The organism is Vibrio hyugaensis, assembly GCF_002906655.1.
In the GTDB taxonomy this organism is placed as follows: Bacteria; Pseudomonadota; Gammaproteobacteria; order Enterobacterales; family Vibrionaceae; genus Vibrio; species Vibrio hyugaensis.
The window spans coordinates 966660-990790 of record NZ_CP025794.1 but is presented as its reverse complement, the minus strand read 5'-3'; the positions used below and the strand labels follow the sequence as shown (position 1 = coordinate 990790).

At 44.6% G+C, this 24131-nt stretch carries 22 protein-coding genes; 18 read left to right on the top strand and 4 right to left on the bottom strand.

What is annotated here, in order from left to right; all coding sequences use genetic code 11:
* Positions 1-47: 47 nt before the first annotated feature.
* A complete protein-coding gene (gene dgt, locus C1S74_RS05165) occupies positions 48-1577 on the bottom strand; it encodes a dGTPase (RefSeq protein WP_045400723.1) in 1530 nt (509 codons plus the stop codon).
* A 367-nt stretch (positions 1578-1944) separates the two neighbouring features.
* Here dgt and C1S74_RS05160 point away from each other — a divergent pair, with 367 nt between their 5' ends.
* A complete protein-coding gene (locus tag C1S74_RS05160; protein WP_146074171.1) occupies positions 1945-2154 on the top strand; it encodes a hypothetical protein in 210 nt (69 codons plus the stop codon).
* A gap of 160 nt (positions 2155-2314) precedes the next feature.
* Here the strand turns inward: C1S74_RS05160 and C1S74_RS05155 are convergent, their stop codons facing one another.
* Both C1S74_RS05155 and C1S74_RS05150 read right to left on the bottom strand, forming a co-directional pair.
* On the bottom strand, positions 2315-2788 hold the full coding sequence (locus C1S74_RS05155) for a GNAT family N-acetyltransferase (protein ID WP_052437305.1): 474 nt from the start codon (positions 2786-2788) through the stop codon (positions 2315-2317).
* A 38-nt stretch (positions 2789-2826) separates the two neighbouring features.
* Positions 2827-3198 (bottom strand): zf-TFIIB domain-containing protein, encoded by a 372-nt coding sequence (locus tag C1S74_RS05150; protein WP_045400727.1) that lies wholly within the window; start codon positions 3196-3198, stop codon positions 2827-2829.
* Positions 3199-3578: 380 nt separating this feature from the next.
* Between C1S74_RS05150 and C1S74_RS05145 the strand changes: the two genes are divergently transcribed.
* The 16 genes from C1S74_RS05145 to C1S74_RS05065 all read left to right on the top strand — a co-directional run bounded on the left by C1S74_RS05145 (position 3579) and on the right by C1S74_RS05065 (position 21378).
* Positions 3579-4343 carry a carbon-nitrogen hydrolase family protein gene (locus C1S74_RS05145; protein WP_045400729.1) on the top strand — a complete coding sequence of 255 codons (765 nt, stop codon included), beginning with the start codon at positions 3579-3581 and terminating at the stop codon, positions 4341-4343.
* A 45-nt stretch (positions 4344-4388) separates the two neighbouring features.
* Positions 4389-4823 carry a DUF3291 domain-containing protein gene (locus C1S74_RS05140; protein ID WP_231578868.1) on the top strand — a complete coding sequence of 145 codons (435 nt, stop codon included), beginning with the start codon at positions 4389-4391 and terminating at the stop codon, positions 4821-4823.
* A gap of 522 nt (positions 4824-5345) precedes the next feature.
* Positions 5346-5582, top strand: a complete 237-nt coding sequence (locus C1S74_RS05130) for a VPA0252 family protein (RefSeq protein WP_020195642.1) — start codon at positions 5346-5348, stop codon at positions 5580-5582.
* Positions 5583-5742: 160 nt separating this feature from the next.
* Entirely contained in the window at positions 5743-7290 is a 1548-nt protein-coding gene (locus C1S74_RS05125) for an arylsulfatase (RefSeq protein WP_045400734.1), read from the top strand.
* A gap of 175 nt (positions 7291-7465) precedes the next feature.
* Positions 7466-7666, top strand: a complete 201-nt coding sequence (locus tag C1S74_RS05120) for a hypothetical protein (RefSeq protein WP_045400737.1) — start codon at positions 7466-7468, stop codon at positions 7664-7666.
* 8 nt (positions 7667-7674) lie between these two features.
* Positions 7675-8190, top strand: a complete 516-nt coding sequence (locus C1S74_RS05115; protein WP_045400740.1) for a hypothetical protein — start codon at positions 7675-7677, stop codon at positions 8188-8190.
* Positions 8191-8539: 349 nt separating this feature from the next.
* Positions 8540-10033 (top strand): PTS cellobiose/arbutin/salicin transporter subunit IIBC, encoded by a 1494-nt coding sequence (gene ascF, locus C1S74_RS05110; protein ID WP_045400742.1) that lies wholly within the window; start codon positions 8540-8542, stop codon positions 10031-10033.
* 63 nt (positions 10034-10096) lie between these two features.
* Complete coding sequence (locus C1S74_RS05105; protein ID WP_045400744.1) at positions 10097-11524, top strand: 6-phospho-beta-glucosidase; 1428 nt, start codon at positions 10097-10099, stop codon at positions 11522-11524.
* Positions 11525-11664: 140 nt separating this feature from the next.
* The gene (locus tag C1S74_RS05100; RefSeq protein ID WP_045400747.1) at positions 11665-12000 is read left to right on the top strand and encodes a zinc ribbon domain-containing protein YjdM; all 336 of its coding nucleotides are present in this window, start codon (positions 11665-11667) and stop codon (positions 11998-12000) included.
* A 285-nt stretch (positions 12001-12285) separates the two neighbouring features.
* A complete protein-coding gene (locus C1S74_RS05095; RefSeq protein ID WP_045400749.1) occupies positions 12286-13590 on the top strand; it encodes an MATE family efflux transporter in 1305 nt (434 codons plus the stop codon).
* 437 nt (positions 13591-14027) lie between these two features.
* Complete coding sequence (locus C1S74_RS05090) at positions 14028-14789, top strand: ATP-binding cassette domain-containing protein (protein ID WP_082039056.1); 762 nt, start codon at positions 14028-14030, stop codon at positions 14787-14789.
* 20 nt (positions 14790-14809) lie between these two features.
* Complete coding sequence (locus tag C1S74_RS05085; RefSeq protein WP_045400752.1) at positions 14810-15658, top strand: ABC transporter ATP-binding protein; 849 nt, start codon at positions 14810-14812, stop codon at positions 15656-15658.
* Positions 15648-17162 (top strand): ABC transporter substrate-binding protein, encoded by a 1515-nt coding sequence (locus C1S74_RS05080; protein ID WP_045400754.1) that lies wholly within the window; start codon positions 15648-15650, stop codon positions 17160-17162. The genes C1S74_RS05085 and C1S74_RS05080 overlap by 11 nt, the downstream gene beginning before the upstream one ends.
* Positions 17163-17166: 4 nt before the next feature.
* Entirely contained in the window at positions 17167-18918 is a 1752-nt protein-coding gene (locus tag C1S74_RS05075) for an ABC transporter permease subunit (protein WP_082039057.1), read from the top strand.
* Between the two features lie 164 nt (positions 18919-19082).
* Complete coding sequence (locus tag C1S74_RS05070) at positions 19083-19550, top strand: hypothetical protein (RefSeq protein WP_045400757.1); 468 nt, start codon at positions 19083-19085, stop codon at positions 19548-19550.
* A gap of 190 nt (positions 19551-19740) precedes the next feature.
* Positions 19741-21378 (top strand): methyl-accepting chemotaxis protein, encoded by a 1638-nt coding sequence (locus C1S74_RS05065; RefSeq protein ID WP_045400759.1) that lies wholly within the window; start codon positions 19741-19743, stop codon positions 21376-21378.
* A gap of 473 nt (positions 21379-21851) precedes the next feature.
* On the opposite strand, the gene C1S74_RS05055 is transcribed toward C1S74_RS05065, so the two are convergent.
* Positions 21852-22496 carry a winged helix-turn-helix domain-containing protein gene (locus C1S74_RS05055; protein ID WP_045400764.1) on the bottom strand — a complete coding sequence of 215 codons (645 nt, stop codon included), beginning with the start codon at positions 22494-22496 and terminating at the stop codon, positions 21852-21854.
* A 497-nt stretch (positions 22497-22993) separates the two neighbouring features.
* Between C1S74_RS05055 and C1S74_RS05050 the strand changes: the two genes are divergently transcribed.
* Positions 22994-24130, top strand: a complete 1137-nt coding sequence (locus C1S74_RS05050; protein ID WP_045400767.1) for an efflux RND transporter periplasmic adaptor subunit — start codon at positions 22994-22996, stop codon at positions 24128-24130.
* Position 24131 lies beyond the last annotated feature (1 nt).

Here is a 24131-nt window from a genome sequence, read left to right as displayed (position 1 = left end):
CTAATTTGTACCGTCCTTCAGACGATACTTAAATTATCTGCATTTAGTTAGTTCAACACATGTAGATTACGATATTCGTCATAAGCGTACTGATCGGTCATACCGCTAATATAGTCTTGGATGAGGCGTACTCGAAAATAAAACTCCCATACATCGTAATCAAAGTCGTAGGGTAGATAAGGAATGTCAGATGGTTTATCTTTTTCTTGTTTTAATGTTTGCATCGCGATTTCGTATGCTCGAAGGTGCTTGTTGGGCAGCTTCTTGTAGAGTCTTCGCTCGTATAGAGGGGCCTTTTCAATGTTAGTGAAAGTATCTTCGCTCAAAAGTAATAAGGGTTTATACGCCTCAAGTAACCCCGTAATGATTCTATATCCTTGCAGTTCACTTTTTTCTACCTCGGGATCGCAGAAAGCATAGTTCATAGCAACATTCTTAAGAGCTTTTACTAATGCATGGTTCTGACTATGATCTTCAATTAGCGCTCTATTGAAGTTCCCATGAAATACCTTATCTATATTATCTATAAACTGCTTGCATGCATGTTGTGGTAGGCGTTTGTTTATCTCTACACGAAGAGTAATGAAGAAATGGCTGTTCGCACAGTTATCAGCTTTTGAAGCACTTTCACTGGCGACATTAACGATCCTTTTCATCTCATCATCGTTCTGTAAGCCATACTTTTCCACAAGAGATTGGTATTCGTAATCTAAAGCATCTATTAGCTGCTCTATAGTGAGGATACCTTTTTCAACGGCATCTTCAATGTCTGCAATCCCGTAGGAAATATCATCGGCAGCTTCCATTATGTATGAAAATGGGGAACGGCAATGAGAGTCCATAGACAATACTGTTTTTAGTGACTCTATGTAGCGGTGCTCGCTTAAGTAATAACCCACTTTTTTCATCAAATAGTCATAGTCTTTTAATAGCGGATTGTTCTGTGTTTTAGGTGATGGCTGATCTCCACGGCGAGTATATTTGAACACACCGGATACTTGAGAATAGGTAAGATTGAGTCCGAGTATGGTATGTACTAGACGAATTGCTTGCGCATTGCCCTCGAAGTTAACTATGTCCTGTTGGATAGGAGCAGGTAAATTCACTCGCGGGTTTCCTTTCTCATCTTTCATAAGAGAGTGCAAGTTACGCGAAAACCAATCATTTATTGCTTGCTCTCCAAAGTGTCCAAATGGCGGATTGCCAACGTCATGCATTAAACATGACATCTCGACTATCGACTCAAATTGACGCTCTAGTCCGATTAGTTTGTATTCTTGCTTAGATTTTTCAGAAAGCTCTTTAAAGATTAGTTGAGTGATGTATCGACCAACTTGTTGAACTTCGAGAGAATGAGTGAGGCGACTACGAACGGCTGCATTGCGCTCGAGAGGAAACACTTGAGTTTTTTGTTGAAGTCTTCTGATTGCAGCAGAGTTGAGGATTCTACCTCGATCACTTTCGAAGTTTCCTTGTGCTGCAATTTTATCAGGTTCAGTCAGTGAGCGAGGTTTAGTGGCAGTTCCGTTGTGATATACCCTAGTCCCTCGAACTTTTTCGTTGAAGTTGATAGTCATAATCTTTTCTCATAGTTTATCGCGTTGCAGAAACTATACCAAATACGCTAATAGGTTCATATTGAACTGAGTGATTAATGTGATTAGGCATTTAATCATGCTTATTGAAGTGAGATTTCAAAAACTATCTAGTTGTAATCAGGTTGCAATGGGGATGAGTGTTTTAATTTAATGTGTTTAGTTTTGAGGTTTAGATTATTGTCAATTTCCCATTTTCTATAAAGGTTTTTTAGCTTGATATGCAGCAAGTTTATATGAGGTCGTGCAAGCTTGGTTTTTTGTGAGCGTTAGCTTAAATCTGACGTTGTACGTAGTTATGGAAGCTTTAAAACACAGGGCCGGTCACTTACGAAAAGGAATATTTAGATTGACAGAAGTCTCCTCTCATATCGTAAACAGCAGCGCCATTCCTGCGTGGAGTGGGTCTGTTTATCAAGGTAAAGTTGCCTTGTATCACGCGATACGTCTTCTTACGCAAGAGGATCCCGAAGCTGATTACCTGAATGTCGAGCACCTAGATGATTTTGTGATACATGATCGCAGCGGTCAAAACGGAAAATACCTGCCCTTTAATTGAGTGCCCCTTTGTTGAATCCAATATTAGCCAAGGTGAGTATCGTTCTCCGACGAGATATAAAGGACATGTTTCTAAAGTGGTAAACTCTCCTTGATAACGCGTTCTGTAAACAAATACCTGATGTATTCTTTTTCCTTTCAAGCTGCGTGAACATTTCTTACTAAAGGTTCTTAACCATAATTAGGCAGGGCGTGCCTTCTCCCCAAAAGTCCTCGATTTCTTCAAGGGGATAAAAGCCCAATGCTGTATAAAAGTGGCGTGTTTTTTCATAGTTAACATCATTGGCAGAAACGCCGAGAGTTTTGACTTGTATGAACTTTAACGCTCGGGTTCTTAAATCTTTCTCAATCGTTTGATATAACTGCCGTCCAATACCTTGCCGATGATAGTCTCGATGCACGGCGAGTACATGCAGCTCAGCGGAGAAAGCATTGTGGTAGTTCACTGAGAAAAAACCGATAAGCTCATTTCCATCCCAAGCGGTATAAGTGTCTAACGAATCAATCTCACTGACATATTCAATGAGAGAATCTTCTCGGCCAAACCATTCAGGTAAAGTCCTAAGAACGTGTTCGCACTTCTTGCCTACGCCCTTTTGAGCCATTTTTAGCGATGGTTTTGTTTTAACATCCATGTTTCAACATTGTTCCTTTAGAGGTTTGTTGTCATCAACTAAACACGTTCAACCAAGCCGAACTTCTTGAAGAAATCGGATAGGTCGAGTGTTGCTAGGTCTTTAAATTCACCAGCGTCGTAGAAGCGACCTTTACAAGTCGGGCAGCTTTCAAACCAGATATGTGGCTGTTTAGGGTCTACTAAACGAAGCAATTGGTTATTTGGACAGACTGGGCAGTCGATACGGTCAATAACATTAAACGCTTTACCGATTTCTTCATCACCAGAATCAATCACATCTGCTAAGGGTTTCATTGCTTCCACTTCGTAGGCGTCTATCCATAGGCCTTTACATTCTGTGCATCGTTCGACATCACCTAGCGGAGTTTGAAGTTGTTCAAAGTCAGAATTACATTTCGGACATTTCATTTGGTTTTCCTTTTTATTTTCTAAAGAGAATTGAGCCTAGTACTCCCAGCTCTCTTTGACGACAAATCAAAATACGACATCTTTCGTGCCATGCGTTTTGAATCTTTTTAAGCTGTTTATTTCGTTTTCTTAGCAATGATGAGTCCATGATTGCTTGAGCCTAACTAACAGTACTCTCGGCGGTGAATTCTTTTTAGAGAGCTTCTATCTCCGTTGAATGTCACGCTTTTAAATGAATCCGTTTGTTCATAAACTTATTGCTTATTTGAATGTGTTAAAAGGTATTGAAAAGTTATTTGAATTGAAAGGGTTGGCACGTCGAAGTGAGACGAGTAACCGCACAATCCTATAAATTTGAAAGGTCAGGGAGGTGGCTAAGAGTGAAGCTTGGTGTAGTTCAGATGCGGATGGGGTGGACGGTCCGAGAAAATCTAAAAACAATCGTTTCTCATGTTGAGAGTATGAGGGCGTTAGATGCCCTAGTTTTCCCTGAACTCAGCCTTAGCGGTTTCCATCGCAACATCAAACAGGAATCGGAGCCACAAACTATTCGTCACGCTATTCAGGTTCTATGTAAGCTTGCTTTCGATTACAAGATCATGCTTTTTATTGGTGCGCCGTTAACGGAAGGCGAGCGTATATTTAACAGCTATCTATGTATTGATGCTAATGGTGGCATAGCGATGCAATGGAATAAGGTCGGGCTAACGGAAAGTGAAGCCAAGTTCTTTAATAGAGGAAAAGGACGCGAACTGCTTAACTTGGCACAATCGTCAATAACGAGCGTCATTTGTCGAGAGATCGATGACGTAGAATGGTTTTTGTCAAAGGTACAAAACCAAGCCGATTTGATCCTTTGGCCTAGTTACATCGGTCAACACTCGCTAGAGCAGCAAACGCAGGGCTACTACGAGCGAGCATCTCTTATCGCAAAAGAATCGGGTGCTTTCGTCGTGCAATGCAATTGGCCTCATTCCTTGAATAACCCAAATTTGAGAGGGCTAGGAGGGAGTCAAATTTATGATGATTCTGGTCAATGTATATACACAATGCCCGTCGATAAAGAATCAGTCTGTATCTTGGATTTGAACCAAGGAACGGTAGAGCCTTTGAAAGCGGGATTAAAATCACTGAGTGAGTCGTAATTCTCAGTAATAAGGGTAAAGGAGGACGAAATGAAACTTGCTTAATTGAATATTGCTTTAGCGAAGTATCCGCTGGATGCACCGGAGATAAAGGATTTCGTCGATAATCTCGATTTGGTGAACGGCATAGCGGAACAGAGTGAAGGCTTTGTTTGGCGACTCAAAGACGAATCCGGTGATGCGACCAGCATTAAGCTATTCGATGACCCAAATATGATCGTCAATATGTCGGTGTGGGATAACGTGGATGCGCTGAAGAACTTTATGTTCCGAACCCATCATCGTGATTTCATGCGTCGTAAGGGGGAATGGTTTCATCGCTTGGCAGAAGATACCTACGTACTGTGGTGGGTTGAAGACAATCATCAGCCCACACCAGAGGAAGCTTTAGAAAGGTTACAACATCTGCGTGAAAACGGAGACACACCATATGCGTTTACCTTTAAAACGAACTTTATTGCTAAGGATTTGGGCGAGTAAGCCATGAACCAGGATGGTAAAAAGCAACTGAGCAGTCATCGGCGTAAATCAACTTCGAGTTTTTGGAAAGTCGTAGGATTCGCCTTTCTGCTTATTATCATCGGCTATCAAGTCTTATGGAGTCGATACTTTGCCAACGCTCCTCAAGAGTTTTGGACAAATGGGATGTATCACAACGCATTGCTTTTTAAGTTAAGCAGCGAGTTGCTTATGTATTTGTTTATGCTGTGGTATTTAATGTTCAAGACGTCTTCTAAATATACGTTCAGCAAGCCCGTTGTGAGTGGTATTTTCCTTATTATCATTCTTTATACCAGTTACGGATTATTAATAGAGTTATATTCAATATAACTTTTAGTTTTTAAATAATGTATTTTCTTATATCTATCCAAATTGGAAAGGTCATCTTTCCTTGTCTGTTTTTTATTATCTCTACTACTATGAAAATGAAGTTTGAGTAGAAACGTTCTCAAATTATTAGAAGTAAAATATTTTAGAAAAAGATTAAGAGAGAGGGTATTTATGAAAAGACTGATAATCCTAAGTCTCGCAATTTGTTTTGGCAACGCAGCTGTCGCGGGTGAAGGCACATACACTGGTACGATTGATATGACGATGCCGGAAGGCAATCAAGTGCAGTATGAGCGTGTTCAACCAGAAATGACGCTCAAAGGTCGAAATGACTCACGCGCTGGTGGCTCAGTGACCCGAAGTGAAGTCGATGAATCTCAGCCAATTGAATTGAGAGGCCGTAGTTAACCCTTCGCAGTATATTCAATAAAGGTGGTTGTTTAAATATAACCACCTTTACTCTTCTTAATTAAATAATGTTCTTGCGCTCTATAGAAAGTGAATACGCACCTTTTTATTTAATTACTCATTAATTCACTCAACCAAGAACCATTATAGAAATAATATTATGAAGATAAATAAATCTACACTAACGCTTGCGATGGTGGCCGCCACATCATCGGTTGCAGCCCATGCGGCCTCTAAACCAAACATGCTGGTTATTTTTGGGGACGATGTCGGTTACGGCAATATTTCTGCATACAACCAAGGTATGTTGGGGTACGAGACGCCTAATATTGACCGTATTGCTCAAGAGGGCGCTTTATTTACCACTTACTATGCACAACAATCTTGTACCGCAGGACGCAGTACATTTATTACAGGTCAGATGCCAGCTCGTACTGGTTTAACTAAAGTCGGTCTACCTGGTGCGGCGCAAGGCATGCAAATGCAAGATATCACCATGGCGACAGCCTTAAAAGACATGGGCTATGCCACGGGGCAATTCGGTAAAAACCACTTGGGCGACAAAGACGACATGTTGCCAACAAATCATGGCTTTGATGAGTTCATGGGGAACCTGTACCACCTAAATGCAGAGGAAGAACCAGAGAATCCAGACTACCCGAAAGATCCCGAGTTTCGTAAGAACTTTGGTCCGCGTGGTGTGATTCATTCTTATGCGGATGGCAAGATCGAAGATACAGGGCCGCTAACGCGTAAACGTATGGAAACGGTCGATGAAGAGACCCTTGATGCTGCGATGAACTTTATGGAACGTCAGGTCAAAGCCGATAAACCATTCTTCTTGTGGTACAACGCGACGCGCATGCACATCAGCACTCACGTGAAGGCGGAGCACCGCACAACAGGGCTTGGCGAATACGCAGACGGCATGGTTGAGCACGACAACATGGTGGGGGATTTGCTCGATAAGCTCGATGAGTTGAAGATTGCGGATAACACCATTGTGATTTACACCACGGATAATGGCCCAATGAATGCGACATGGCCAGATGCGGCATTTAGCCCATTCCGCGGAGAGAAGAACACCGGTTGGGAAGGGGGCTTCCGAGTACCAGCAATGATTCGTTGGCCTGGTCATATTCAACCAAACACCAAGCTGAACGACATGTTCGCGAGTGAAGACTGGTTCCCAACGCTACTATCCATTGCAGGTAATGACACCATCAAGCAAGACTTGCTAAAAGGGTATAAGTCGTCTTCTGCTGATCAGACATATAAAAACCACCTTGATGGCTACAACCAAGTTGATTTTATTACGGGTAAAACAGACAAATCAGCGCGTGATGAGTTCTTCTATTGGTCTGATGATGGTGAGCTGCTTGCTATGCGTGATAAACGATTCAAGATGCACTTCAAGATCCAAGAACACGAAGGCTGGGACGTTTGGACGAAAGAGCTGACTAATTTGCGTATACCAATGATCTTCGACCTTCAAGTGGATCCACTTGAGAAAGGCGATCAAGGCTTTGGCTACAAGAAATGGCAATTTGAGCATGTGTTCTTGTTGGTTCCAGCTCAACAGAAAGTCGCTGAGATGTTGAAGTCATTTAAAGAGTTCCCTCCACGACAAGAGATCCCTAGTTTCTCGGTCGATAAAGTCATGGAGCAAATGACGAACTTGCGTAAGTTGGAAGAAGCGAAAAGCTAGCAATCAACAATAAGGATGGAAAGCCAGAGTTTTCACTCTGGCTTTTCTTTTGTCTCAAACTTACTGTTTTATAAATGTTACTTGCTCTATTTATTGAAAAGTGACATGTTATCTGCGTTATTAATAGGCAACTATTTGATTAAAGGTTTTGGCAAGTTCACGGTAAGGAAATGAGATGAGCGTTATTCCTGGAGCAATAGTGACCGCAATTATCATAATTGCTTGGTTCGTGCCGTTTATGATAATTACAACCTCTCGACAAACGGGAAGGCCTGAAAAGTTTTTATGGGTTTGTGCATTGTTGTTTGTGTCATGGTTCTGCTGGATTATTTACTGGCTTGCTGCACCACTCAAACCTATTCAGGATGAAGATTAGGAGAAGAAATGAACTATCTCCTATCATTCATGCATTTCCTTAACCCGAATTACACCAAAATGCATCTCTACTTGGTGGCGTTAATCTTGTTCTCTATTATTGGCTTAATCATCTATCAAGTTAACTCAGGGCCAACCGAGGAAGACGTCAAGTACTATCAAGGGACCGTTACGCGCGCATCAGGTGGTGTGGTGGTTTTTGATGTCCCGCCTGAAGGGTTTATTGTCTCATCTGGCAGTTATTACGACCTAGAAATCCACCCGAATGGATTGATTGTTGAAGCACTGACCGATTCTGGCACCGTAGACGGACTGCTCAATCAAGAAGTGAAGTTTGGTGTGATTTTCGCAACAGGTAGACATGTTGCTGCGCCCTATAAGTTGGTTTATCTAGAACAAAATCGACAGGTAATCCTTTCCCTGAAAGAGGGGATGGATAGTCGTTTTAATTGGCTCCATTTGTGCTTGACCATATTGGCGCTGCTTGCTTTGATGCTGCGTGTTAGTCGAATGACATTTCATTAGTTCTCGTTTGAACCCTCCTCACATTTATCTGTTTAATCCTCACGAATGATGGTTTCTTGTTCATATGCAACATCATTAGCTTCATCAATGAAATAGCGGATCAGATTTACGTCTTTGAGAACGTGAATCATGTTTAGATTTCGCTGTTTCATTCACCTTGCAGTAGATTCCAGCCATTATCCCACTTTGAACTTGTTCTCCGAATACGCGGTTTATTTACCGAAAGTTACCAGTAACATGTTACCGGTAACTTGGTTGTTGTGTTCGATTTCGTTGATTCTCATTTGAAGGTTCGCAGCAAGAAAACAACCTCCCTACAGGTTGATGAATAATAATTGGAGTGAGAAAGATGGCGAAAGATTACGGCATCATTGCTCGTTCAGTACTAGAGAAGCTGGGCGGTGCAGAAAACGTAGTGGCACTAACACACTGCATGACGCGATTGCGTTTTGTATTAAGCGATGAAAGTAAGATTGATGCAGAAGCACTGAAGGGCATCAAAGGTGTGATGGGCGTGGTTCACAATGGCGATAAGTGTCAGGTCATCATTGGCAATAACGTCTCTTATGCGTACAAAGAAGTGATGGCGCTGTGTAACCTTTCTTCATCAGAATCGAGTGAACCAGAGAAAAAGGTCAAACTTACTCCAAAAGTGATTGGCGCTAAGATCCTTGATGCGTTAGTCGGTACCATGTCGCCACTGATTCCGGCGATCATCGGTGGCTCAATGGTGAAGCTGTTGGCAATGGTTCTTAAGATGACAGGCTTGCTTGATGATGATTCTTCAACACTGATTATCCTCAATGCGATTGGCGACGGTGCGTTCTTCTTCCTACCCGTTATGGTTGCCGCGTCTGCTTCAATTAAATTCAAAACCAACATGTCACTGTCCATCGCGATTGCGGGCGTGTTGATTCACCCGAACTTCATGGAGTTGATGGCGCAAGCGGCTGATGGCAAGCACGTTGACTTCTTCAGCATTCCCATCACTTCGGTGAAATACACATACACCGTTATTCCTGTGTTGGTGATGACTTGGGCGCTGTCTTACATCGAACGTTGGGTTGATAGCATCACACCTGCAGTGACGAAGAACTTCCTAAAACCGATGCTGATCGTATTGATTGCAGCACCGCTAGCCATTGTTTTGATTGGTCCATTAGGTATTTGGATTGGTACTGCGCTTTCAGCATTGGTTTACACCATTCACAGCACTCTAGGTTGGTTGTCGGTTGCGATCATGGGCGCACTTTGGCCACTATTGGTTCTGACAGGTATGCACCGCGTATTTACACCGACCATCATCCAAACCATTGCTGAAACTGGCCGTGAAGGCATGGTTATGCCATCGGAAATTGGTGCCAACATCGGCATGGGTGGCGCTTGTCTTGCGGTTGCATGGAAAACTAAAAACCGCGAACTGAAACAAACCGCGAGTGCGGCGGGGGCGTCTGCTATTTTTGCGGGTATCTCAGAGCCTGCACTTTACGGCGTGCTTGTTCGCCTGAAACGACCACTTATCGCAACCATGATCACTGGTTTCATCGTGGGTGCGCTGGCCGGCATGGCGGGACTGGCGAGTCACTCAATGGCAGCGCCGAGCTTGTTCACCAGTGTGCAGTTCTTTGATGTGAACGACCCGATGAGTATCGCGTGGGTATTTGGTCTGATTGCTCTGTCGATTGTGCTTTCTTTCGCTCTGACTTTAATCCTTGGTTTTGAGGACATCCCGAACGATGAAGACGAAGAAGGCGAGACTGTCGTAAATAAAGACGTCGCAAATAAAGAAAAAGCCGAAGAACAAGAAACGGTGTTAGAGCCTGCAAAGCCAGCTTCCGCATAACCAAGATTTGAATAATGGATAGAGCCGCCTTTGCTGGTGGCTCTATGTTAAGAGGTAAATAAGATGTCTAAATCTGTGTTCCCAGAAAACTTCCTATGGGGTGGGGCTATCGCAGCAAACCAATCTGAGGGCGGTTATCGAGAAGGTGGCAAAGGGCTCACGACCGTGGATATGATCCCTTATGGTGACAACCGAATGCCAATCAAACTCGGCCTTGTCGATTCGGTGAAATTGAGTGAAGAAGAATTCTACCCAAGTCATCAAGCCATCGACTTTTATCACCGTTACAAAGAAGACATCGCACTTCTAGCAGAGATGGGATTTAAGACCTTTCGTATGTCGATCGCTTGGAGCCGAATCTTCCCGAAAGGCGATGAACTAGAGCCAAACCAAGCAGGCATTGATTTCTACCGCAGCGTATTTGAAGAGTGCCACAAGTACGGTATTGAGCCGCTTGTCACACTGTGCCATTTCGATGTGCCAATGCATCTAGTGAACGAATATGGTTCTTGGCGAAACCGAAAGATGATTGGCTTTTTTGAACGCTACGCAAGAACCTGTTTCGAAGCTTTTGATGGGCTAGTGAAATACTGGCTGACGTTCAATGAAATCAACATCCTTCTGCATAGCCCATTCTCAGGTGCGGGTTTGTTGTTCCAAGAGGGTGAAAACCGCGACCAAGTGAAATACCAAGCCGCGCACCATGAGCTTGTTGCTAGCGCCTTGGTGACTAAGATTGCTCATGAGATCAATCCAGAGAACCAAGTTGGCTGTATGCTCGCGGGGGGTAACTTCTACCCATACAGCTGCAAGCCGGAAGATGTGTTCACAGCGATGCAGAAAGATCGTGAGAACTTATTCTTTATTGATGTTCAGTCTCGTGGCTACTACCCATCTTACGCGCAGAAAGTGTTTGATGAAAAAGGCGTGAAGCTGGAGATTCATGAAGAAGATTACGAGACGCTGAAGCATACCGTTGATTTCATCTCATTCAGCTACTACGCCTCACGCTGTGCATCTGCAGAAATGAATGCCAATAACACTAGTGAAGCCAACGTCGTGAAGTCAATTAGGAACCCACACTTGCCTGCTAGCGATTGGGGGTGGGTGATTGACCCGCTTGGTCTGCGCATCACCATGAATACGCTTTATGATCGCTACCAAAAGCCACTGTTCTTAGTAGAAAACGGTTTGGGTGCGAAAGATGTACCGGATGAAAATGGCGAAGTACAAGACGATTACCGCATTGATTATCTGCGTCAACACGTAGAAGCCATGGCCGATGCGATTACCGATGGTGTTCCGCTGATGGGCTTTACACCGTGGGGTTGTATCGACTTGGTTGCGGCATCGACAGGTGAGATGAGTAAGCGCTATGGCTTTATCTATGTGGACAGAGACAACCTAGGCAACGGCACACTAAACCGAACACCGAAGAAGTCTTTCCATTGGTATAAGCGAGTGATTGCGTCCAACGGCACTGAGCTTTAATCAAGAAGAAATGCGTCCTTATCTTAAATGCCTTTCCACAGAGGGATGGCTATGTGATGAGGGCGTTTTTGACAAATCTACTCGATAAGGTAAGCAATCCCCTTTACTATAACGGCAAATTCATTAGCTCGTAATTACTTATGTCTCTACCTTCTTGCCCAAACTGTCACTCAGAATACGTTTACCCAGACCAAGACCATCTTGTTTGCCCAGAGTGTGCCTACGAGTGGAACCCGACTCAGGCGGCAGATGAAGATGCCGTAAACGTGAAAGATGCCAACGGCACTTTGCTGCAAGAAGGTGATAAGGTCACGTTAGCGAAGGACTTAAAAGTAAAAGGCAGTTCGCTGGTACTGAAGATCGGTACCAAGGCGGTGATTCGTCGTATTATAGACGGCAAAGATCATCAGTTAGATTGCAAAGTCGATGGCGCTGGCGAAATGATGGTCACCGCGCAGTTTGTGAAGAAGGCGTAATTGCTAAACGCCTTGAAAAATGATGAAGCCTCAACCAAGTGTTGGGGCTTTTGTATTTTAGAGAGGCTGGTTTCCAACAAAGAAGAAGAGAGTGAGTAGTTAATACAAAGGTATGTTGTCATGACAGCGGAATTTCTGGTGTTTTATTGATTTTAGTTCTCATTCTTTTTCCCGTTTTGTGGTTAACTTGCGCCCAATAAACAAATAGAATGCAGTTCGGTGGCAAGATGACCTAAACCGCTTATTTATGCTGTTCTGCACTTTTCTAACCAACTTTTTCAAATCATGAATCTGACTCATAAAGACTATTTTAAAATCGCATTTCCTTTCATCGTTTCTACTGTGACCCAGCCATTATTGGGGGCGGTGGACACCGCGGTGATCGGTAAACTCGGTGTGGCTGAGATGATTGGTGGTGTGGCGATCGGTACCGTCATCATGAATACCTTGTATTGGCTGTTTGGCTTTTTCCGCGTCAGTACCACAGGGCAGAGTGCAATCGCATTAGGTAAAAATAGCCCAGAAGATCAAGCGAGCAGCTTATTCCGTCCTTTCGTGCTTTCACTCTGCCTTGGCTTGATTTTCATTGCGTTGCAGTCCGTGATTTGGATGGGAGCAGAGCTGATTATCTCCCCTGACGCAGTCGTGGCAGAAAACGCTAAGATTTACTTCGATATCATGATCTTTGGTGCGCCGTTTGTTCTGCTGAACTACACCGTGATTGGGTGGTTGATGGGGCAGGCGAAAGCCAAAGAAACCTTGTTCACGCAAGTGTTTGGTAACGTGCTGAACATCGTGCTGGATATCGTATTTGTATTGTACTTCGATATGGGCATTGCTGGCGTTGCGGTGGCGACACTTATCGCGCAAATCTCGACGTTTGTTATTGGTGCGGTGCTGGTGTTGAAAACCTGTCGTTTCCCACTGTTTGATTATATCCAAACAGCGAAAATGACGCGTAAAGATCTCAAAGTTATCGCGTCTTCCAATATGGATCTGCTGCTTCGTACTGTGAGTCTGTTGGTGTTCTTCAACATGATGGCGCGTGTAGGCTCTCAGCTTGGTTCTGATGTGCTCGCTGCGAACGCAATTTTGATGCAAGTGACCTTTATTGTCAGCTACATGTTTGATGGTGTGGCGAACGCGTCGAGCGTCTTTGCAGGTAAAGCGGTAGGGCAGAAGAATCCGACATTGCTTGATAACGTGATTAAGCTAAACACGCAATGGACCGCGGCGTTCGTTGTTGTATTGACCTTGCTGTTGGTGCTGTTCAAACACCAAGTAGTGACGTTATTTACCACCTTACCAAACCTTGTTGAGCTGTATTTGGACATGAGCCCTTGGCTATTGGCATTCCCGTTGGTTGCTGGTTTTGGCCTTACGTTTTACGGCATCTTTACCGGCACAGGGACCACGCGTCCAGTACGTAACTCTACCTTCCTAACCATGGTGTTGTTCTTAGTGACTCAATTTATTGCGGTGCAATATTGGGGCAATCACGGTTTGTGGCTGGCATTCACCTTGTTCTACGTTGGGCGCTTTGTCTTCTTGTTCCCATTCCTCGATCAAGTAAAACAAAAGTGTCAGTAATTCACGATTTTACAAACTAGGTTATTTAGATGCTCTATACCCAAGTAACCTCGAGATGCTAGGTTCAGCGAGAATGACTTGGTTTGTAGACGCGGCGGCGATTTAAAGGTCTAGTGGGTCTAAATCAAGAATCGACAACAAAGTATACAAGCCAAGACAACTCGCCCTTTGGGAGCGTGTCATTGACTCGACTTCTGTGTCAAACAACTTGGAAAGAGCTGGCTATTACGCTGCGTTGTTTTCCTTGCTCTCGAATCAATGACAACGCTCTGAATCCTGCATCTTGAAGTCACTTGGGTATATCACAAGGGCGGAGCCATCTGCCCTTGCTGATAAAAGCGTGAAAAAGGTGATGAAATAACCCCTCTGAGTTGTTTTCTTGCTCAGACCTGCGTGATACTATCGTTATGTTATATTGTTACATTTAGTTTGATGTCGTGATTTCTCAACCAATACTCTCCGTTGATAATCTCAGCCTTACAGACTCAGAACGCACACTTTTCAAAGACATTTCTTTTGAGCTGTTTCAAGGTGAAGTTCTTGCCATTATGGGACCTTCCGGCATTGGTAAATCCATGTTGTCGAAAGCCGTCGCAGGTTTTTTGCCGTCTGATATTTGGGTAGACGGAAGTATCCAGCTTAACAACAGCGAAGTCGCACAAACTGCCATGCTGCAACGTAGTCAGTCGCAGCGTCCTGCAGTCATTTTCCAAGATGCACTTAAAGCGCTGAATCCATTGGCCTCTGTCGAACAACAATTGTGTTTGGCATTGACGGGCAACAAAACACGCTTGTCTTCAGCAAACCGAGAAACGGTGACGATCTTGTTATCTCAACTCGGATTTGCAGACCCAAAAGCGGCATTGGCTCAGCATCCAAGCCAGCTATCTGGTGGTCAACGTCAGCGTATTTGTATTGCGATTGCGTTGCTTGGTAGCGCCAACTTGATCATCGCTGATGAGCCCACTAGTGCGCTCGATCCAATCACCGAAGCGGAGATCCTTGGGTTGTTCCGCAGCAGTGTTCAGCAACGTAACATCAGTGGCTTGTTGATCACGCATGATCTATCTGCGGCTTTGGCGTGTGACAAAGTCTTGGTGATTGCGGACAACACCATGGTGGCATATGGATCACCATGGCAAGCCATTCAGCAAAGTTCGCATCCTTTTTGCCAACAACTTGCGCAACTGCTGCCTTAACCTCATCTCTGGAGCCTATTTTGACTAAGCACAACTTGAGCGGGCACACGCAGCCTAAATCGGCGGAAGTTCGCTTTGAGCAAGCCAGTGTGCACTATTACTCCAAACCAAGTTGGTTGGGGGGTAAACCGTTTAAAGCGCTCGAACAATTGGATCTTGCTATCGACACACAAAACATTGCGATTGTTGGTCCTTCTGGCGCGGGTAAATCGACCTTGATTGAACTTCTGTTTGGTCTTCGTAAAACCACATCTGGTGAAGTGTATGTGTGTGGTTATCCGTTATCGCGTAGCTCGGCTAAGCAGCGCCAAGAGTTGTGTCAGCACATTCAACTGATTCCGCAAGAGCCGCAATCAAGCTTGAATCCGTATTACACCGTTCGCCAGATCTTACTGGAGCCGCTAAGCAACATTGGTTTGACGCAAGAGCTTAACGAGAAGGTGGAAAAGGTCTTGGCGGATGTCGGTTTGGATCTCACATTGTTGGATCGTAACCCGCAGCAATTATCAGTTGGGCAAGCCCAACGCGTGGCTATCGCTAGAGCTTTGATTGTCGAGCCTTGTGTGTTGGTTGCCGATGAGCCAACCAGCAGCTTAGACCCCGTCAGTCGTAAACAGATTCTCGAATTGTTGGCAGGCATTCAAAAGAGTCGTCAGATGCGCCTGATTTTGGTGACACATGACCTCGATGCGGCACAAACCCTATGCGATGAAATCCTAGTGTTAGACAAAGGACGCGTTGTCGAGCACGGCACAGCACAGAACGTGACAAATAACCCATCACACTTGATCACGAGAGCCTTGATGAGCGCTCAACACAAAAGTAATGAATTCACAAAAACCATTGGAGAGGTTTCTTATGCACCTTAGTACTCCCAAGTTAGCTTTGTCGCTGGCTTTAAGCGCACTGCTGACGGGTTGTTTTGACTCTGGCGAAAGCAAGCCAGAAGCGGAAAAAGCAGCGGCACCGCAAGCAACGGAAATTCGCGTTGCCATGATGCAACCACCACGCACAGGTTTGTCGCCACTTTCAGATGACGCGTTCAAACTGTCACGTTGGAGCACGGCAGAAACGCTGGTGAACCTAAACGATCAGTCGGTAGCAGAGCCTATGCTGGCAACAGAGTGGGAACAAGTTGACCCGATGACGTGGCAATTTAAGGTACGTAAAGGCGTGAAATTCCACGATGGTTCTGAGCTTGATGCCAACGCGGTCGTGAACTCTCTGCAAAAAGCATTAGATGCCGCACCTAAACCACGCATCTTGGACGGTATCGAATGGCAAGTTCGCGCATTGGACGACTTCACTGTTGAAATCAAAACGACCTTTAACGATCCACTGTTGCCAAGCCGTCTTTCTAGCCCACAGCTAGCGATCCTTTCTGGTGCTGCATATCAAGAAAACGGTCGTGTTGTGCCAATCAATGCGGGTACGGGTCCATTCGTTCTGACAGAAATCAACGGGACAACCAGCGCAAAACTGAAGCGTTTTGACGGTTACTGGGGTGAAAAAGCAAAAGTAGACAGTATCTTTGCTGAATACGTACCAAACGGTTTTGCTCGTGCTGCAGCGCTGCGTACCGGTGAGGCGGATGTAGTTGAAGCGGTTCCTGTATCGCAAATCGCGATGATGGAATCTTCACAGCTGCACGAAGTCGCAATGCCACGTACCAACACGCTTTACCTAAACAACAAATCAGATGTGTTTAGCCAGTTCGGTTTGCGTAAAGCAGCAGCTCAAGCGGTTAACCGTGAGCAAATCATCAAAACGGTTTACGAGAACCACGCCGACTCAGCGAAAGGTTTGTTAGGTCCTGCATTGGCATGGGCTCAACCAATTCGTGACGCGAACCCTCGTATGGAAACCATGGAAATGCGCCACGCGAATGGTGAGAAGATCACCATCGGTACATTTACCGACCGTGCTGAGTTGCCAGAAGTAGCGGTGCTGCTAAAGCAACAACTTGAAGCGGCTGGCTTTGTGGTTGAGCTAGACGTTCGTGAATATGCACAAATCGAAAACGATGCACTAGCAGGTAAGTTCGATGCGTTCTTGTTGTCACGTGCAACAGTGCTGGATTCTGGTGACCCAGTGGCGTACATGCAAAGTGACTTTAGCTGTAAAGGTTCTTACAACCTAGGTCAGTTCTGCTCTGAAGAAGTGGATGCTGCATTGAAACACGCTGATCGTCAGCCATTGGGTGAGAAACGCCAACAAGCGATCATCGAAGCAGAAAGCAAAATCCTTGAACAATACGCTGTGATTCCACTGCTTCACGAGCGTGTAATCCAAGGTGAGAGTGATCGTGTGAAGAATGCACAACGTGACCCACGTGAGCGTCGCCTGATCGACCAGTTTACTGAGGTGAACTAACTCGATGTCGTCTGTTGCCAACATGCGCTCTCGTTGGAGCGCTTGTATGCCTGAATGGTTTACGCGTTTTTTGTCGCGCTTCCTGTCTCTCGGGGTAGTGGTTGTGCTGGTGGGTTTGATGCCGGATATTGCAGGTATCGATCCAAGCCAATCAATCCTCCGTGCCCGTGCGGGTGCTCAACAATTGCTGACGGCGGAAGCTCTGCAAGCAATTCGAGAAGATCTTCAACTTGACCGCAGCGCTGCTGAGCGACTGTGGGATTGGTTGACGCTTGCCATGCAAGGTGACTTAGGTGTCTCTTGGGTGAGTGGCGCATCCGTGATGGAGAGCGTTCAACAAACCGCAAAAACGTCGCTATTACTGATGCTTACAGCGCTAGGCATGGCATTTGTAATGTGCATGGCGAGCGTACTTTACACTGTGCGTCGTTGGCAACAGAATCGTTTAGACAAGCATCATGACACGCTCAGTTCGGTGTTGGTTTCATTGCCTGAATACGTGATTGCTTCGTTGCTGATCATGGTGTTTTCCATCTGGTTGGGTTGGTTCCCGCCTTATGGTTGGCAAGGCGTGCAAAACCTCTGGCTACCCAGCTTGGCAATGGCATTGCCTGCTGCTGGCTTGTTCGGGCGCTTGCTCAATGACAGCCTCAAGCGTGTACTAGATGAGCCTTGGGTGATCACTTGGCTATCGGCGAACGTCAGTAAGTTCCAAATTTTACGCTTTGCCTTATGGCGTGCCGTTAGTAACTTGATTCCTCAAATCGCAATGACGGTGATTGGTTTAACCGGCGGCGCGGTTGCTGTGGAACAAGTGTTTTCCATTCCGGGTATCGGACGACTAATCTTAGGCGCTGCGAAGTCACAAGATCTGCCGATGCTGCAAGGTGGCTTGTTGGTGTTGCTGGTGTTCTCGATGTTGATCAGCAGTGCGAGCATCTTATTGCAACGCTGGTTACTTGGGCACAGTGTCACGAGTGGCAAGTTGATCAGCAGTCACAGTACGTTCCGTTTTACCAAAAGCACCACCAAACGTATTGTCAGTGCGACAATCTTTACCTTGCTGATTGGTTGTGCGGGATGGGCGTTAATGCGCGATCCTTACACTATCCAATTTACCCGCCTTGAATCGCCAAGCTTAGCAGCACCGTTTGGTGCCGATGCGGTCGGGCGAGATCTGCTTGCTCGTGTTGGCGGCGGTATGATGTCGACAATCAAAATGGGCATCATCGCAACGTTCCTAAGTTTGGTGATTGGTTTGCTGCTCGGCTTTGTGACTCGCTATAGCCAAGGCTTAATTGAGATCACCAAAGGTGTGCCATACATCGTGGCGGGTCTGCTGATTGCTGGTCTAACGGGGATGAACCCAAACAGCGCTTTGATTGCGATTGTTATGGTGTCATGGGCACCATTAGCAGCGCACTGTGCGAGCTTGTTGATGGAAGCCAAAGCGCAGCCTTACACGCATCTTGCGCCCATTTGGGGAACCAGTCAGTGGCGAGTTCTCCGTTACTACTTGTTGCCTTATGTGCTGCCGCCATTGATTCGTCACGCGTTTTTGCGTTTGCCGTACATTACGCTCAGCCTGACGTCTCTGAGTTTTATCGGACTTGGCGTTAAGCCGCCAGAACCTGAGTGGGGTTTATTGATTGCGGAAAACTTGCCTTATATCGAGCGCTCACCATTAGGTGTCTTACTGCCAATCTCAGGTTTAGTTTTGATGGCAATTGCAATCAACTTGTTGTTCGACGATTAAACCGGACTCGTGAACTTTCTAACAGCCTCAAGACCGATATTGAGGCTGTTTTCTTTCTGTTTCATTATTCGTCATTGTGCGTCCCAAAAGCCACCCACACATTTGCGCTCTGGCGTGCCATTCTTAAGCTGACTTTCTCGGTTTTTATCATGATAGGAAAGGGCATGAAGGAATACGCGCCGCAGTACAGCAAAAAAGAAAAGATCATCAGAGTCGCTATCGCTGGCGTATTTGGCCTTCTAGTTGGCGTGTTGTTTAAGCTTGAGGGAGAGCCTCTGCTGCAAGCAGTCGCCGAAGCGCCGGAATGTTATGAAATGTTCGGTATGTCAGGTTTAGAACTTCTGGTTCATATACTGTTCTTTTGGATGCCACTGTCCGTGTTTTTACTTACTGCCGTATTTCTGTTGCCTCTCGGCATGCGCGGATTAATCGAAGGTCAGTTCCCCCCAAAAGGCGTTAAGGTATTCAGACCCACTGTGATTCAACGAGGAATGCTTGGCGCTTTCAAATCTGGTGTTCATCTTTTGTTGCCAGTTCTGTGTTTCGGTCTTGCCGTGTGGGGCTCTTTTCAAATCGAACCAATGGTGGCGATGTATCGATCGGAACAAAATACTGTGCTTTGTATTAACTGATGGTCTGATTAACTAATTGTGATCTTAGTTCATGAAAATAAGTCTTTAAATTCAATTGTTTGTTGATTGCAAAATATTAGTCGTAAAGATAGAAATTATTATAGGACGTTAGACTGTATAAATAATTTTATACGCCTTTTGTTTGATAAACTCGGTGGCGATTTGAACAATAAAACAAAGGTATCTATTCATGTTCAGCAATCTGTCCATTAAGCAAAAGATCGCTCTCCCGTTGTCATTGATGATCGCGTTATTAGTTATAAGTTCGGTATTGAATGTATTGACCATGTGGAAACAGTCTGAATTGACTGAGACACTAAATGAGCAAATAATCCCCAACCTATTTACGATTGAAGATGCTTATCGAGATCTGTATCAAGCGACTTCTGCCATTCAAGCCCTAGCTTTGGCTGAAACCCAAGAGGAGATTGATCACCACTTGTTTGAGTACAAAGACAATGCATACAAAGCCTTGCCACGTATGCAAAAAGCGTTAGAGCTTACTCAAGCGGGCCTTTTGCCAGTGCATCAAACAAGTGAAATTAATAGGCTTGTTTCATTAGGTAAAAAGTGGCTGAACAGCTACGAAGAAATGATCAATAGTCCTCAGGCTGATTGGCCCCTTTATTACGCTGAGCACAAAGGTTTATTTGACACACAATTTGTTTCTGTTCGCAAGCAACTGAATGTTGTGAAAGACGCGATTGAGGCAAAGCACAAAGTGATTAAAGCGGATATCAATGCAGCAGGCTTACGTGCTGAATTCATTCTCGAAGCGGGTATTGTTGTTGTGATCATCGCAGCTTTTGGAATGGCGTTCCTGTTGTTCCGAACTGTTGTAAAACCGATTAACGACATTAAAGATGCTATGGTACAAATCGCTTCTGGTGACGGGGATTTGAGCCAGCGTATTAACATCAATGCACAAGACGAAATTGGCCAGCTTGCAAATGCTTTCAACCAGTTTGTGACTAAGATCCAAGTAACCGTTACTCAAGTAGTAGACAGCTCAAACATGCTTCGCCATGAAATGACTAACTTGAATTCACTGGCATCGACTATTGCGGATTCAACGGTGCACCAGCAGCGTGACAGCGAAGTCGTTGCCGCAGCAGTCCACGAAATGCAAGTGACCAGCCGAAACGTGAGTGAAAGTGCAACCGAAGCGGCATTAGCGAGCCAAACTGCAAACGAAGAATTATCCAATACGAATGTGATCTTAGAGCAAACAGTTGGAGCTATTCGTGATCTTGCTGGTGAGATCGAAAGCGCAAGCCAAGTGATTAATACACTAGACAACGATGTAAGCAATATTGCTTCTGTTCTTGATGTGATTCGTGGCATCGCAGAGCAAACCAACTTACTTGCGTTAAACGCAGCGATAGAAGCTGCACGTGCCGGTGAGCAAGGGCGCGGTTTTGCCGTGGTTGCGGATGAAGTCCGTTCATTAGCAAGCCGCACACAAAAGAGCACGGGTGAAATCCAAGCCATGATTGAAAAGTTGCAAGCAGGTGCGGCGCAAGCAGTAGAAGTAATGCAGGGCAGTAAAACCAGCAGTGAAGATACCATTCAATCTGCTGGACTCGCGACAGAATCATTGGCTGAGATCCTTAACGCCATTGCTCGTATGAACGAGATGAATACCCATATTGCTACTGCTGCCACACAACAAAGTACCGTCAGTGACGAAGTGAACAGCAACGTTCAAGGTATTACAGACAGTAGCGCTTCCATTGTTGATGTCGTTAGCCAAGCTCAGCAATCACTGTCTATGTTGTCAGAACAAACTCAACAGTTAGATAAACAAGTCAGTCAGTTCCGCGTTTAATCTCATTGCTGTGCAATATTAGCTAAAAATGAAAGACAAAAGGCATCTTTAGTGACCAAAGATGCCTTTTTATCAGTCTATTTAGAGGTTGTAAGCATCAGTATAAGCATCGAAATCCCATATTTTTTAAGGTTCGTTCCGCCCTACCGAAGAAAAGCAAACTGCATTGTTCATCTAGATAGTAGATACGATTATGGCGCACAGTAACTGGTTCTTCATAGCCTAATACAATGTATTCGTTTCCCTTAGACTTTGAGTATTCATGTTTATAGTCAAGCGTTTGATATTCTGTTACGGCAGCATCTATAGAGGAATAATGATTACGCGTTTCAAGGTGATCTTTATAGAGCTGACTATAGGTTGTCCACCTGTATTGCCCTGTTTCCACTTTGCCAAACAGTTGTACTTTTGACTGGTGTGCGACGAGCAGTAGAATACCATTTAACACGATCAATAGTGCTACTGACTTATATTTATGGGCATTCAAGTAAAAGCTGATCTTTGTGGTAAATACATTCATGGTTGTCAATTGTTACGGTTATTGTGCCATCATCTGAGTGTTTAGTTTCTGGGTATGGCGTTGCTCTAAGCACTTTTTCAAAATCATGTTTGTAATAAAGCGCGTTTGCGGTATTCCAAAAATTAAACATGGTTACTAGTAACAAGGCTGCGAATAGAGTGCGCCATAATTTTTGGTTTTGGTCGCGACCAGTTTTGATATCGCTTATTGATAGAGCTTCTTGCTTTGATTCGATTAGCGGCTCAGATGCAGACTCTTCGTCCTCAGCAAAATCGAAGTTTAATGAATAGCCAACACTAGGGACGTTAATGAGAATTGTCTTATCGTTATCTTCTAGTGTACGTCTAGTGCGATTGATCAGCTGAGGTAAGCTCTCTTGAGATATGTGCTCATAACCCCATACCTGCTGAATAATTTCTTTGTTGTTAATAGTGCTTGGATGCGCGTCAACTAGGCAGTTCAATAATGCTTTTTGTTTATTGGTGAGCTTAACCGTTTCATGCTCTTCTGTTTTGCCACTCAAAAGGGAGGGCTGTAAATAGTGAGTCGTCCTGTCCCATGTGAATTTCCCTAATACTATTCTATTGTTGTTTTTCATAACCAACTTATTTCGTATGTAAGGTTGTTTAGGGGGAGCGAATTATAGTGCAATAAATACGGAAATCAACGCCTATATTTGCAATTTATTTAATCAAAGCGAGCTTTAAATGTTCAATTAATGATGCAATGTTAATCGAGTGTAAACTCGTGTTTTTTCATTTATTCTCACGATATTTAATAAACTTTCTTTTTCTCTGGATTAGGAACACTTTTTCTCAATCGGTTTGCTTTGTCACGAAATCTCTCGTCTTGTCTACTCTTTTTTCCTGTTTTTATTAGGAAAATTCTAATTTCGATTGCTCACAGAAAATTTATTTTTCCAATGAAAAAGCGCTCAAATTGAGAACTCAATAACAGCTTTAGAACAAACATTTTTGTCTATCGTAAAGAGTGTTAAATTTTGTTGTATATACAACATTGAGTAATTATTATCCCGACTAATATTTGCTGGCTTGTTATTAAGTCAGATTTTTTAGTTAGGAAGAGAGAATTTTCATGACACGTAGAACCACGCTATCACTTCTGATTGCGTCGAGCCTATTTTTGGCTGGATGCGAACAGAGTCAAGATGGACAAGCACAAGGTGGTCCCGCGCCAACCCCAGAAGTGACAGTAATGACGGTGGAACCAGTTCGCCAAGCGCTTACTGTTGAACTACCAGGTCGTAGTCGCGCATTTAAAGAAGCAGAAGTTCGTCCACAGGTAACAGGTATTATCTCCGAGCGTAATTTTGTTGAGGGTGGCGTGGTAGAGAAAGGTCAATCGCTATACCAGATTGATGATTCTACTTTCCAAGCGGATTTATTGAGTGCAGAGGCGGAACTGATCCGTGCTCAAGCATCAGAAGAGTCGACTTATGCGACCGTGAAGCGTTATCGCGCTCTGATCACTAAGAAGTCGATCAGTCAACAAGATCTGGATGAAGCAGAAGCGGCTTATAAAGAAGCGAAAGCACAAGTGTTGGTGGCAAAAGCGAAGATCAATACGGCGAAGATCAACCTGTCTTACGCGCAAGTTATCGCACCAATCAGCGGTGTGATCAGCAAGTCAAACGTGACTGCGGGTGCGTTGGTGACAGCAAACCAAGCCGACACACTAACGACGATTCAACAACTTGATCCTATCAATGTAGACATCGTGCAATCTTCTGCGCAGTTGTTGCGTTTGAAAGCGGCAATGTCACAAGGGCACATGCAAAAAGATGAGTCTGCTCAAGTAACACTAACCCTTGAAGACGGTTCGACTTACGCGCACAAAGGCACCATGAAGTTTACCGAAGTGAACGTCGATGAAAGCACCGGCAGCGTAACTTTGCGTGCAGAATTTGCGAACCCAGATGGCTTGCTACTACCAGGTATGTTCGTTCGTGCGACCGTCACCGTTGGTATAGATCCTACGGCGATTTTGATCCCACAAAACACAGTGACTCGTGACTCAACTGGCAAAGCATCGGTAATGACCGTTGATGCGGATAACAAAGTCTCTTTCACACCAGTGACGACGGCTGAATCAATTGATAACCAATGGCGTATCACAAAAGGCTTGAAAGCAGGTGATAAAGTGATCACGACAGGTCTGCAAATGATTGGTCCGGGCAGCGCGGTAACGATTCAATCAGGTGAGCAGGAATAAC

Excerpts from the sequence above, each read along its gene's own strand:
- dgt (WP_045400723.1), bottom strand. The coding sequence starts at position 1,577 with ATGACTATCAACTTCAACGAAAAAGTTCGAGGGACTAGGGTATATCAC.
- C1S74_RS05155 (WP_052437305.1), bottom strand. The coding sequence starts at position 2,788 with ATGGATGTTAAAACAAAACCATCGCTAAAAATGGCTCAAAAGGGCGTA.
- C1S74_RS05150 (WP_045400727.1), bottom strand. The coding sequence starts at position 3,198 with ATGAAATGTCCGAAATGTAATTCTGACTTTGAACAACTTCAAACTCCG.
- C1S74_RS05130 (WP_020195642.1), top strand. The coding sequence starts at position 5,346 with ATGAAAAGACTGATAATCCTAAGTCTCGCAATTTGTTTTGGCAACGCA.
- C1S74_RS05125 (WP_045400734.1), top strand. The coding sequence starts at position 5,743 with ATGAAGATAAATAAATCTACACTAACGCTTGCGATGGTGGCCGCCACA.
- C1S74_RS05120 (WP_045400737.1), top strand. The coding sequence starts at position 7,466 with ATGAGCGTTATTCCTGGAGCAATAGTGACCGCAATTATCATAATTGCT.
- C1S74_RS05115 (WP_045400740.1), top strand. The coding sequence starts at position 7,675 with ATGAACTATCTCCTATCATTCATGCATTTCCTTAACCCGAATTACACC.
- ascF (WP_045400742.1), top strand. The coding sequence starts at position 8,540 with ATGGCGAAAGATTACGGCATCATTGCTCGTTCAGTACTAGAGAAGCTG.
- C1S74_RS05105 (WP_045400744.1), top strand. The coding sequence starts at position 10,097 with ATGTCTAAATCTGTGTTCCCAGAAAACTTCCTATGGGGTGGGGCTATC.
- C1S74_RS05100 (WP_045400747.1), top strand. The coding sequence starts at position 11,665 with ATGTCTCTACCTTCTTGCCCAAACTGTCACTCAGAATACGTTTACCCA.
- C1S74_RS05095 (WP_045400749.1), top strand. The coding sequence starts at position 12,286 with ATGAATCTGACTCATAAAGACTATTTTAAAATCGCATTTCCTTTCATC.
- C1S74_RS05080 (WP_045400754.1), top strand. The coding sequence starts at position 15,648 with ATGCACCTTAGTACTCCCAAGTTAGCTTTGTCGCTGGCTTTAAGCGCA.
- C1S74_RS05075 (WP_082039057.1), top strand. The coding sequence starts at position 17,167 with ATGTCGTCTGTTGCCAACATGCGCTCTCGTTGGAGCGCTTGTATGCCT.
- C1S74_RS05070 (WP_045400757.1), top strand. The coding sequence starts at position 19,083 with ATGAAGGAATACGCGCCGCAGTACAGCAAAAAAGAAAAGATCATCAGA.
- C1S74_RS05065 (WP_045400759.1), top strand. The coding sequence starts at position 19,741 with ATGTTCAGCAATCTGTCCATTAAGCAAAAGATCGCTCTCCCGTTGTCA.
- C1S74_RS05055 (WP_045400764.1), bottom strand. The coding sequence starts at position 22,496 with ATGAAAAACAACAATAGAATAGTATTAGGGAAATTCACATGGGACAGG.
- C1S74_RS05050 (WP_045400767.1), top strand. The coding sequence starts at position 22,994 with ATGACACGTAGAACCACGCTATCACTTCTGATTGCGTCGAGCCTATTT.